Origin of the sequence: Streptomyces chartreusis NRRL 3882 (assembly GCF_900236475.1) — a bacterium.
Lineage (GTDB): Bacteria > Actinomycetota > Actinomycetes > Streptomycetales > Streptomycetaceae > Streptomyces > Streptomyces chartreusis_D.
The window spans coordinates 7,519,380-7,530,000 of record NZ_LT963352.1 but is presented as its reverse complement, the minus strand read 5'-3'; the positions used below and the strand labels follow the sequence as shown (position 1 = coordinate 7,530,000).

Genomic DNA, 10,621 nt, shown 5'->3' with positions numbered 1-10,621 from the left:
TCTTCCTCTGGAAGTGACATCAGTGCCGTCGTACGGCGGCCAGCAGGAGAAGCAACGGGGCGGTTGGATCCGCCGCACTATCGGAGACGGGTGAGATGGACACAACGCTGCGAGGCGTCGGCGTGAGCCACGGTGTGGCTATCGGCGAGGTTCGGCACATGGGAACGGCGGTGCTGGAGCCGCCCGCGAAGCAGATCCCCGCGGAGGAAGCGGAGCGTGAACAGGGGCGCGCCCGCAAGGCCGTGGAGGCTGTGGCGGCCGACCTGATGGCACGGGGCAACCTGGCGGGGGGTGAAGCCCAGGCGGTGCTCGAGGCGCAGGCCATGATGGCCCAGGACCCCGAGCTGATGGCAGACGTGGAGCGACGGATCGCCGTCGGCAGCACGGCCGAGCGCGGGGTGTACGACGCGTTCGCCGCGTACCGCGAGCTGCTGGCGGGCGCCGGTGAGTACCTCGCCGGTCGCGTCGCCGATCTCGACGACGTGCGGAATCGTATCGTCGCCCGTCTGCTGGGGGTGCCGATGCCGGGTGTCCCCGACAGCGACGAGCCCTATGTCCTTGTGGCCCGTGACCTCGCGCCCGCCGACACGGCGCTGCTGGACCCGACTCTGGTGCTCGGCTTCGTCACCGAGGAGGGCGGTCCGACCAGCCACAGCGCGATTCTGGCGCGGGCGCTCGGGGTGCCGGCCGTGGTCGCCCTGCCGGGTGCGGGCGAGCTCGCCGAAGGCACGATGATCGCCGTCGACGGCAGCACCGGCGAGATCTTCGTGGACCCGAGCGACGAGAAGAAGGCTCAGCTCGAGGCCGCGGCCGCCGAGCGCAAGGCGGCGCTGGCGGCCTCGACCGGTCCTGGTGCCACCGCTGACGGTCACAAGGTGCCGCTGCTCGCGAACATCGGTGGCCCTGCGGATGTGGAGGCAGCCGTCGAGGCCGGGGCCGAGGGTGTCGGTCTCTTCCGTACCGAGTTCCTCTTCCTGGACGACAGCAAGCAGGCGCCGTCCGAGGAGAAGCAGGTCACCGCGTACCGGCAGGTGCTGGAGGCGTTCCCCGAGGGGCGTGTCGTGGTGCGGGTGCTGGACGCGGGTGCGGACAAGCCGCTCGACTTCCTGACGCCGGCCGACGAGCCGAACCCGGCGCTCGGCGTACGGGGTCTGCGGACGCTGCTGGATCACCCGGAGGTCCTGCGTACTCAGCTGACGGCGCTCGCGAAGGCCGCGGAGGGGCTGCCGGTCTACCTCGAGGTCATGGCCCCGATGGTCGCGGACCGGACAGATGCGCGGGCCTTCGCGGACGCGTGCCGAGAGGCTGGGCTGCGGGCGAAGTTCGGCGCGATGGTCGAGATTCCGTCGGCGGCGCTGCGGGCTCGCTCGATCCTCCAGGAAGTCGAGTTCCTGTCGCTGGGGACGAACGACCTGGCGCAGTACACCTTCGCCGCCGACCGTCAGGTGGGTGCGGTCTCTCGTCTCCAGGATCCGTGGCAGCCCGCGCTGCTCGACCTGGTGGCGCTGTCCGCCGAGGCGGCGAAGGCCGAGGGCAAGAGCTGTGGCGTCTGTGGTGAGGCCGCGTCCGACCCGCTGCTCGCGTGTGTGCTGGCTGGTCTGGGCGTCACCTCTCTTTCGATGGGTGCGGCGTCGATTCCTTATGTCCGGGCCACGCTGGCGAAGTACACACTGGCGCAGTGCGAGCGGGCCGCCGCGGCGGCTCGGGCTTCGGACAGCGCCGAGGACGCGCGCAGCGCGGCGCAGGCGGTGTTGTCCGGCGAGTGAGCCGGACCTGGCCGGCCGAGGCTGCCCGGGCGGGGCGCTCCACTGCGGTGGGGCGCCCCGCCGCTTTACTCAGTGGTTGTGTCCCTGCGCGGGATTCACCTCTCCCAGGTCGGGCGGCTCGCAGTAGTCGACGTTGGATTCGGGGGAGATCAGGTCGCCGGATTCGACGTCGGTGCAGTAGGCGTCGAAGACTTCTCCCGCGGTGAGGGGCTGGAGTCCGTATGCGCGCAGGCGCCAGCCATAGACGCGGTCGGGGTTGCCTGGAGCGCTGACGCGGATGACGAGTCCTCCGGGGCTTTCGGTGGCCAGGCCGAGGGCCAGGACCGTGGTGAACTCGAGGGCTTCGGTCTCGTCCAGTTCCACGGCGCCGCCGGTGTCGGCGACGTGGAGGGCGGCGAGGATCGTCTCGGGCGGTCCGGTGACGCTGCATACGAGGTGCCGGTTGCCGGACGGGGCCGTGTCGAGGATGCGGACCAGGAGGTCCGAGGCCCGGGCGAAGGCGGCGCGTCCAAGGTCCTCGCCGCAGGAGGTGCAGGCGCCCAGGCGAGCGAGGAGTGTGGTCGCGTACTCCCAGGTGGCCTGACGCACGGCCTCGTCGACGAGGGCGGGGAGGAGGTCGGACAGAGGCTGGCCGTCGTACGGAAGGGTCGGGCCTGTGACCGCGAGTCGTGCCGTGAAGCGTGTGCGGCTCGACGGGTTGTCTGGATCAAGGCCTTTCTGCGTGCAGAACTCGGCGTATTCCTCGGGGTCGAAGAGGGCCACCGTGGTGTGGCTGCCTTGCAGGGCCCGTGTCCTGAGGAGGCCTTCCACATGCTTGAGGTAGGCCGTGTGGTCGTCGAAGGTGAAGCTGCGGTAGCACCGCATGGCCCGGAAGTCGTGCTCGTCGGTGAGCAAGCCGATGGTGCCGGCGATTTCGCGGCTCAGGACACGTCGCATGGTCCGGCTGTCGGTGTGCGTCATTGTTCCCCCTGTGCACGGTCGATCAATGCTCACTCACAGTAACCGGCAGCACTGACAACCAGGGCCGAGCAAGTGATCGCGCATCCGAAAGAAGGCGAAAAGTGCATTCCGTCGACAGTCCCGGTTACGACGAGTGGTCGGAGGGTGGTGCCGGTCAGGCGCGTTTGCGGGCCAGGTCCTCGTAGAAGCTCAGCAGGTCGAGGTTGTCGATGGAGCCCGGGTTGACCGCCTTCTCCAGCGGGGTGCCCTGGAGGAGGCGTTTGACCGGGACCTCGATGCGTTTGCCGGTGAGGGTGTGGGGGACGCCGGGTACTTCGATGATCTCGTCGGGGACGTGGCGCGGTGACAGTTGTTCGCGGATGGTCTGCTTGATGCGGTTCAGCAGGGCCTCGTCCAGGGCGGCTCCGGGGGCCAGGTGCACGAAGAGGGGCATCCAGTAGCCGCCGTCGGGCTGTTCGATGCCGATGACGAGGGATTCCTTGATCTCGGGGAGGCGCTCCACGGCCTCGTAGATGTCGGCGGATCCCATGCGTACGCCCTGGCGGTTGAGTGTGGAGTCGGAGCGGCCGTGGATGACGACGGATCCGCGGGAGGTGACGGTGATCCAGTCGCCGTGCCGCCAGACGCCGGGGTACGTGTCGAAGTAGCTGTCGCGGTAGCGGCTGCCGTCGGGGTCGTTCCAGAAGTGGATGGGCATCGACGGCATGGGGTTGGTGACCACGAGCTCGCCGACCTCGTCGACCAGGGGGGAGCCGCTCGGGTCCCAGGACTGGAGGTCGGTGCCGAGGCAGGGGGCCTGGAGCTCGCCGACGTAGACGGGGAGGGTCGGTACGGCTCCGGCGAAGCAGGAGCACACGTCCGTGCCGCCGCTGACGGAGGCGATCCACAGGTCGTCGCGGACCTCGTCGTGGAGCCAGCGGAAGCCGTCGGGCGGCAGGGGGGAGCCGGTGGTGGCGACGCACTGGACGGAGGAGAGGTCGAAGTCGCGTGACGGGTGGACGCCCGCCTTGCGGCAGGCCATGACGTAGGCGGCCGACGTGCCGTAGAGGGTGGCCTCGGTGCGTTCGGCGATGCGCCACTGGGCGCCGGTGTCCGGGTAGCCGGGGCTGCCGTCGTAGAGGACGATCGTGGTGCCGGTGAGCAGGCCGGAGACGAGGAAGTTCCACATCATCCAGCCGGTCGACGTGTACCAGAAGAAGCGGTCCTCGGGGCCCAGGTCGCAGTGCAGGCCGAGCTGCTTGAGGTGCTCGACCAGGATGCCGCCCTGGGACTGGACGATGGCTTTGGGCAGGCCGGTCGTGCCGGAGGAGTAGAGGACCCACAGGGGGTGGTCGAAGGGCACCTGCTCGAAGACGGGGGCCGTGTCGGCTGAGGTGAGGGCGGACCAGTCCAGGGCGCCCTCGGGTGCCTCGGTGCCCAGTAGGGGGATGTGGACGACGGCGCGCAGGGTGGGCAGTTCGCGGCGTAGTTCGGCGACGATCTCGCGGCGGTCGTGCTCCTTGCCGCCGTAGCGGTAGCCGTCGACCGTGAACAGCACGACGGGTTCGACCTGCTGGAAGCGGTCGAGGACGCTGCGGGCGCCGAAATCGGGCGCGCAGGAGGTCCAGACGGCGCCCACGGCGGCTGTGGCGAGGAGGGCGACCACGGCCTGCGGGACGTTGGGGAGATAGCCGCTGACACGGTCTCCCGGGCGTACGCCGAGCGCGCGCAGTTCGGCGGCCAGGGAGCCGACCTGGCTGCGTAGCTCGGCCCAGGTGACGGGGCTTGGCTCGTGCGTTTCGTCGACGTACAGGAGGGCCGGTTCGTCAGCGCGGGTGTCGGCCGCACGCAGGGCGTGTTCGGCGTAGTTGAGGGTCGCTCCGGGGAACCACTGGGCGCCCGGCATCGAACGGTCGCCGAGCACGCGCGCGTAGGGCGTCCGGAAACGGACGTCGAACCACTCCGTGACGGCTTTCCAGAAGGTGTCCAGCTCGTCGACGGACCAGCGCTGGAGGGCCGCGTAGCCGCCCTCGGCGGGGGCGCCGTGGTGCTCGGCCGCCCAGGCCTGGAACCTCGTGATCCGTGCCCGGGCGATGCGCTCGGGGTCTGGCTGCCACAGCGGCTGAGGACTATCGGTCGACATGGTCGGCTCCCGGACTGTGCGCGTCGTGTGCGTCCTCCGCGCACGGGCTGGGGTGTGCGCGTGACGCGGCTGGCACGGACAATGCCATGTGATCGACTTCGGCACCAGGGTGCGCCCCACATAGTCCGTGTCGTGAAGATGTGGTCCTGGCACGGGTGAACGGCAGTTGAACGACACGCGCGCGCGGGGCGGTCAGTGGCAGGGTGAGCAGCATGAACGGTCGTGACCTGGTGCGTTCGGTGAAAGCGGTGGGGTCGGTGGGCGCGGCGCAGGGTGTGCGTACCGTACGAGCAGCGTGGCGCAGGCGGCGGGCCGACGCCACCGGGCTGCCGTCGCGGGGGGCGGAGCGTGCGCGGGTGCCCGGGTCCGTGCAGGAGGTGGAGCCGGGGCCGGGGGGTGGTGTCGTCCGGTTCAGCCGGTCGGAGCTGCGGATTCTGGTCGCTGTGAACGGAGCCGTCTTCTGGGGCTGGGACGGGGCGGAGCCGGAGCCGTCGTACGCGCTGGCCGGCCGGTGTCCGGAGGCGGATCCCCGGGCGGTGCTGGAGCCGGACAAGGACGGCGGCTGGCGGGTGGTGGCCGAGCGGGTGACGGTCGTCGTGTCGCGGCACGGCGCGGTGGAGGTGCGCACCCCGGGTGGCGTGACGTTGCGTCGTGATCTGCCGCCGCGGTGGTGGGAGCCGGTCGGTGGCGGCCCGGCGCGGTGGATGCAGCGGTCGGAGGTGGCTGCCGACGCGCGGTTCTTCGGGCTGGGTGGTCGTGCCTCGGGTCCTCGGTTGGCGGACGGGACGTACCGGCTGTGGAACACCGACCCCGGTCACGCCTTCGGGCCCGGTGACGACCCGCTGTACATCACGATGCCGGTGCAGCTGGTGGTGTCCGACAGCGGTACGCATCTGGTGTTCCACGACAGTTCGTGGGACGGCACGGTGACGCTGCGGGAGGGCGAGGAGGGCGCCGGTTCGGGACATGACCAGGCCGGGACGAGCGAGCTGCGGATGGACGGCGGTCCGCTGCGCTGCTGGGTGATGGCGGGCACCCCCGCGCGCGTGCTGCTCGCCTGGGCCTCACTGACCGGCGCGCCCGCGCTGCCGCCCGCGTGGGCGCTCGGGCACCACCACGCGCGGTGGGGATTCGGCAGTGAGCAGGAGGTGCGGCGGATCGTCGCGGGTTACCTGGAGCACGGTCTGCCGCTCGACGCCGTGCACCTGGACATCGACCATTTCGACGCGCACCAGGTGTTCACCGTCGATCAGGACCGCTTCCCGAAGCTGCCCGTTCTGGCCGAGGAACTCCGGCGGGACGGCATCCGGCTGGTGTCGATCGTCGATCCTGCTGTGAAGGCCGTGCCCGGCAATGCCGTGTACGACGGCGGTACGGCCGAGGACGCGTTCGTGCGGGACGCCTCGGGGCAGGTCGTACAGGGGGTCGCGTGGCCTGGGGAGTCGGTGTTTCCCGACTTCACGCACGCGCGCGTGCGCGAGTGGTGGGGCGGTCTCTACGAGGAGCGGCTCGCGCAGGGCTTCTCGGGTTTCTGGCACGACATGAACGAGCCCACGTCGTTCGCCGCCTTCGGAGAGGCGACGCTGCCGCGTTCGGCGCGGCACTCCCTGGAGGGGCGAGGCGGTGACCATCGTGAGGCACACAACGTGTATGCGTTGTGCATGGCCCGGGCGGGCTTCGAAGGGCTGCGGAAACTCGCGCCCCAGGAGCGGCCGTTCCTGTTCTCCCGCTCCGGGTGGGCCGGCCTGCAGCGCTACGGCGGGACGTGGTCGGGTGACGTGGCCACCGGCTGGCCGGGACTGCGGGCGTCCTTGGCGCTGGTGATGGGGCTCGGTCTGTGCGGCGTGCCGTACTCGGGGCCGGACATCGGAGGCTTCGACGGGGATCCCTCGCCCGAGCTTTTCGTGCGGTGGTTCCAGCTGGGGGCGTATCTGCCGCTGTTCCGTACGCACGCGAGTCTGCGGGCGGGGCGCAGGGAGCCGTGGGAGTTCGGTGCCGAGGTGCTGGAGCACGCGCGCGTGGCGCTCGTGGAACGCCGGCGGCTGCTGCCGTACTTCATGACGCTGGCGCATCTGGCCCGGCGTACCGGGGCGCCCTATGTGCGGCCTCTGTGGTGGGCGGCTCCGGAGGAGCGGGCGCTGCGTGACTGCGGGGACGCCTTCCTGCTGGGTGACAGCCTGCTGGTGGCGCCGGTGCTCGACCCGGGCGCGGACCGGCGTGCCGTGCAGCTGCCGCGGGGGCGCTGGTACGACACGGTGACGGAGCAGGCGTACGAGGGGCCTGCGCAGGTGCTCGTCGACGCACCCCTGTCGCGGATACCGGTGTTCGCACGCGCGGGTGCGGTACTTCCCGTACGCGGGGAGGACGGCGGGCTGGAGCTGGAGGTGTGGGCGCCCGCCCGGGGACGGACCGGGGGCGGGCTGGTCGTGCCGGACGGGGGCGAGGGGTGGGACGAGCCGGAGATCGAGCGCTACACCGCCCGGTGGACGGGCTCGCGGGTGGTCGTCGAGCGGGAGGGTGAGGACGGCACGGGCGAGCCGTCCCACCCGGTGCGCGTCCGCGGGGCAGGGGAGCTCGGAGCTCAGATGTAGCGGCCTTCGAACCAGGCCCGTACGGCCACGGTGTGCAGGGGGAAGGCGAGTTCCTCCGCCCTGCGCAGGAGGTGCCAGCCCTCCGTCTCCTCCGTGGCGGCGGAGGGCGGCAGGCCCTCGGCAGGCCGCTCGGGAAGGAGGCCGAACAGCAGCAGGTGTCCGTCGGGCGAGCTCATCGCGTCGACGAGGCGTACGTCGCGGACGGCCGCGTCGATGCCGGTTTCCTCCTTGAGTTCGCGTACGACGGCGTGCCGCCAGTCCTCCCGGTCGTCGATGTAGCCACCGGGCAGGGCCGTGCCCCCGCGCGCGGGAGCGACGGTTCGGGTGATGACGACCAGGGCGGTGCCCTTGGTGTCGTACACGGGCTGGAGGGCCACCGCGACCGGGAGTGGATTGCGGTAGGCCACGCTGCCGCACGCCGGGCAGGTGCGGGGCCAACCGGAGACGCCCTCTCCGTAGGGCGCGCCGCAGCTCGAACAGTGGGAGTCCGGCGCGGAGTTGGAACTGGAGTGCTGAGTTTCGGACACGCGGCGGACTGTAGCCGATCACGGAGAGGGCGTCTCGGGCGGGCGGCTCAGTGTGCGCTGGTGATCGCCTTCCTGGACACGGGGAAGTCGAAGTAGGTGTCCGGGTAGGGCTCGGGCTTGTAGGTGTAGTGCCACCACTCCTCTGCCAGGTTCACGAAGCCGAGACCCTCCAGGGTGCTCTTGAGCAGCAGCCGGTTGGCGCGCTGTTCGCCCTGGACGCGGGGGTCGAGGGTGTGCGAGAGGGTGTCGAAGCAGTCGAAGCCGGTCCCCATGTCGACGGAGTTGTCGGGGAACCGCTCGTCCTTGGGGGCGAAGCACGGCACGAGGGGCTCTCCGGGGTGGTACGGCCGGGTCGGCTTCGCCGGCAGTTTCACGAGCGTGACGTCAAGGGTCGATCCGCGGCTGTGGCCTGACTTCTCGGCGATGTAGCCGTCGGCGAACAGCCGGGTCTTGTCGACGTTCGGGTAGAACTCGCCCTTCATGGCCTGGTCGTCGAGGTCCTTGGCCCAGCGGACGAAGTGGTCCACCGCGCGCTGCGGTCGGTAGCAGTCGTAGACCTTCAGTGTGTAGCCCTGGCGCAGCAGCTTCGTCTGGGCCCTGTGGAGGGCTTGGGCGGCGGGGCGGGTGAGGACGCAGATCGGCTGGGCGTAGCCGTCGATGCGCTCGCCGACGAAGTTGTGCGGGGTGAAGTAGCGCATCTCCTGGATGATCGTCGGGTCCACGCTTCTCAGGGCCACGAAGTCCTTGGGCGCGTGGGGTCCCGTCTTGGCCTGGGCGGTGGCGGTGGGGGCGGTCGCTGCCAGCACGGCGGCGAAGGCGGTGAGCAGGCCGCGTGCCACGGTGGTGAGTCGTGTCATGGGCCTGCGTCTACCAGGAGAGGGTCCCGCCGGGGAAGGGATGCCGAGACGCGGAAGGCCGTGGCAGACTTCTGACATACCGTCAGGTCACGTCTGCGGGGAGGCAACGGTGTCGCGTACACGAACGCCGGTGGTCGCGGGGTGGTTCGCCGGGGAGGGGGAGGATTTCCGGCTGCTCGGCACGCGCTGCGCGGCCTGCGCCTCGGTCTTCTTCCCCCGCGAGGACCACCACTGCCGCAACCCGGCCTGCGCGGGCGGAGAGTTGGCGGAGGTCCCGCTGTCGCGGCGTGGCCGCGTCTGGTCGTACACGGACAGCCGGTATCGGCCGCCGTCACCCTACGTGAGCGATCCGGAACTTCCGTGGGAGCCGTGCGCGTTGATCGCTGTGGAGCTGGAGGCCGAGCGCCTCGTGGTTCTGGGACAGGCGGCTCCCGGGGTCACCGTCGCGGACCTGACGGTGGGCATGGAGGTGGAGGTCGTGCCCGGTGTGCTCCACGAGGACGCGGAAACGACCTGGACGACGTGGCACTGGCGGCCGACGGGGGTGAAGGCATGACGGGCGAGGTGGCGGTGCTGGGCGCGGGCATGCACCCCTGGGGCAAGTGGGGACGGAACTTCGTCGAGTACGGCGTCGCAGCGGCCCGCGCGGCGCTCACCGACGCCGGGCTGGACTGGCGGGACATCGGCTCGATCATCGGCGCGGACACCGTCCGTGGCGGCTATCCCGGGTATGTCGCCGGAGCGACGTTCGCGAAAGCACTGGGCTGGCAGGGGGCCCGGGTCACGAGCGTGTACGCCGCGTGCGCGTCCGGGGCACAGGCCGTGGACGCCGCGCGGGCCCAGATCCTCTCCGGGCTCGCCGAGGTGGTGCTCGTGGTCGGAGCCGACGCCGCTCCCAAGGGATTCTTCCGCCCCGCGGGCGGCGACCGACCCGACGATCCCGACTGGCTGCGGTTCCGGGTTCTCGGGGCGACCAACCCGGTGTACTTCGGGTTGTACGCCCGCAGGCGCATGGCCCTGCACGGCGACACGCCGGGTGACTTCGCACGGGTGAAGGTGAAGAACGCCGCGATGGGAGCGCTGAACCCCCATGCGCGCTACCGCCGGCGGGTCACCGCCGAGGAGGTCGCCGCCTCCGCCGTCGTCGCCGATCCGCTGCGGCTGCTCGACATCTGCGCGACCTCCGACGGCGGCGCGGCGGTGGTGCTCTCCAGCATGGAGTTCGCGCGGCGCCACGGCCATGCGGATCCGGTGCGGATCCGGGCCGTGTCCACGGTGACGCCGCGGTACCCGAACACCGTGCTGGACCTGCCGGACATCGCCACGGACTCCGCAGTGGCGGTCGACCCGGCCGCCGAGACGTTCCGGGTGTCCATCGCCCGGGCGGCCTACGAGGAGGCGGGCGTCGGGCCGGAGGACCTGTCACTGGCCGAGGTCTACGACCTTTCCACGGCGCTCGAGTTGCAGTGGTACGAGGACCTGGGGCTGTGCGGTGAGGGCGAGGGCGTGAAGCTGCTGCGGGACGGAGCGACGGCCCTGGGCGGGCGAATACCGGTGAACGCCAGCGGTGGTCTGGCCTCCTTCGGCGAGGCGGTTCCAGCGCAGGCGATAGCCCAGGTGTGCGAGCTGGCCTGGCAGTTGCGGGGCGAGGCAGGTGACCGGCAGGTCGCGGGAGCGCGCGTGGGCATCAGCGTGAACCAGGGGTTGTTCGGTCATGGATCGGCGCTGATCGCGGTGCGGTGAGCCGCGGGGCCGGGACGCGGCTCGGGACAGTGCCCGGACGTCCGCGGGATGGCGC

At 71.1% G+C, this 10,621-nt stretch carries 9 protein-coding genes (1 of these 9 running past the window's edge); 5 read left to right on the top strand and 4 right to left on the bottom strand.

Going from position 1 to position 10,621, the window contains the following annotated elements; genetic code table 11:
- A protein-coding gene (locus SCNRRL3882_RS34145; RefSeq protein ID WP_010046252.1) for a PTS sugar transporter subunit IIA crosses the window boundary here: on the top strand, window positions 1-17 show its 3' end. The gene continues 433 nt to the left of window position 1, outside the view; 17 of the gene's 450 nt are visible here — the last part of the coding sequence; its start codon lies beyond the left edge, outside the window; the stop codon is at window positions 15-17.
- 78 nt (window positions 18-95) lie between these two features.
- On the top strand, window positions 96-1,766 hold the full coding sequence (gene ptsP / locus SCNRRL3882_RS34140) for a phosphoenolpyruvate--protein phosphotransferase (RefSeq protein WP_010046253.1): 1,671 nt from the start codon (window positions 96-98) through the stop codon (window positions 1,764-1,766).
- Window positions 1,767-1,835: 69 nt separating this feature from the next.
- Here ptsP and SCNRRL3882_RS34135 read toward each other — a convergent pair whose 3' ends face one another.
- Window positions 1,836-2,726 carry a hypothetical protein gene (locus tag SCNRRL3882_RS34135; protein WP_010046255.1) on the bottom strand — a complete coding sequence of 297 codons (891 nt, stop codon included), beginning with the start codon at window positions 2,724-2,726 and terminating at the stop codon, window positions 1,836-1,838.
- Window positions 2,727-2,880: 154 nt separating this feature from the next.
- Window positions 2,881-4,848, bottom strand: a complete 1,968-nt coding sequence (locus SCNRRL3882_RS34130; RefSeq protein ID WP_010046258.1) for an acetoacetate--CoA ligase — start codon at window positions 4,846-4,848, stop codon at window positions 2,881-2,883.
- 212 nt (window positions 4,849-5,060) lie between these two features.
- Here SCNRRL3882_RS34130 and SCNRRL3882_RS34125 point away from each other — a divergent pair, with 212 nt between their 5' ends.
- On the top strand, window positions 5,061-7,439 hold the full coding sequence (locus SCNRRL3882_RS34125) for a TIM-barrel domain-containing protein (protein ID WP_040904132.1): 2,379 nt from the start codon (window positions 5,061-5,063) through the stop codon (window positions 7,437-7,439).
- Here SCNRRL3882_RS34125 and SCNRRL3882_RS34120 read toward each other — a convergent pair.
- Both SCNRRL3882_RS34120 and SCNRRL3882_RS34115 read right to left on the bottom strand, forming a co-directional pair.
- A complete protein-coding gene (locus SCNRRL3882_RS34120) occupies window positions 7,430-7,966 on the bottom strand; it encodes an NUDIX domain-containing protein (RefSeq protein ID WP_029181620.1) in 537 nt (178 codons plus the stop codon). The two genes, SCNRRL3882_RS34125 and SCNRRL3882_RS34120, sit on opposite strands and share 10 nt — an antisense overlap.
- Before the next feature lie 47 nt (window positions 7,967-8,013).
- Window positions 8,014-8,823 carry a M15 family metallopeptidase gene (locus SCNRRL3882_RS34115; protein ID WP_010046264.1) on the bottom strand — a complete coding sequence of 270 codons (810 nt, stop codon included), beginning with the start codon at window positions 8,821-8,823 and terminating at the stop codon, window positions 8,014-8,016.
- A 130-nt stretch (window positions 8,824-8,953) separates the two neighbouring features.
- Between SCNRRL3882_RS34115 and SCNRRL3882_RS34110 the strand changes: the two genes are divergently transcribed.
- On the top strand, window positions 8,954-9,379 hold the full coding sequence (locus SCNRRL3882_RS34110) for a Zn-ribbon domain-containing OB-fold protein (RefSeq protein ID WP_010046266.1): 426 nt from the start codon (window positions 8,954-8,956) through the stop codon (window positions 9,377-9,379).
- A complete protein-coding gene (locus tag SCNRRL3882_RS34105) occupies window positions 9,376-10,566 on the top strand; it encodes a lipid-transfer protein (protein WP_010046268.1) in 1,191 nt (396 codons plus the stop codon). Before SCNRRL3882_RS34110 ends, SCNRRL3882_RS34105 begins: the two co-directional genes overlap by 4 nt.
- Window positions 10,567-10,621 lie beyond the last annotated feature (55 nt).

Bases quoted from the DNA above. Each gene is read 5' to 3' on its own strand.
- ptsP (WP_010046253.1), top strand. From the start codon at position 96: ATGGACACAACGCTGCGAGGCGTCGGCGTGAGCCACGGTGTGGCTATC.
- SCNRRL3882_RS34135 (WP_010046255.1), bottom strand. From the start codon at position 2,726: ATGACGCACACCGACAGCCGGACCATGCGACGTGTCCTGAGCCGCGAA.
- SCNRRL3882_RS34130 (WP_010046258.1), bottom strand. From the start codon at position 4,848: ATGTCGACCGATAGTCCTCAGCCGCTGTGGCAGCCAGACCCCGAGCGC.
- SCNRRL3882_RS34125 (WP_040904132.1), top strand. From the start codon at position 5,061: ATGAACGGTCGTGACCTGGTGCGTTCGGTGAAAGCGGTGGGGTCGGTG.
- SCNRRL3882_RS34115 (WP_010046264.1), bottom strand. From the start codon at position 8,823: ATGACACGACTCACCACCGTGGCACGCGGCCTGCTCACCGCCTTCGCC.
- SCNRRL3882_RS34105 (WP_010046268.1), top strand. From the start codon at position 9,376: ATGACGGGCGAGGTGGCGGTGCTGGGCGCGGGCATGCACCCCTGGGGC.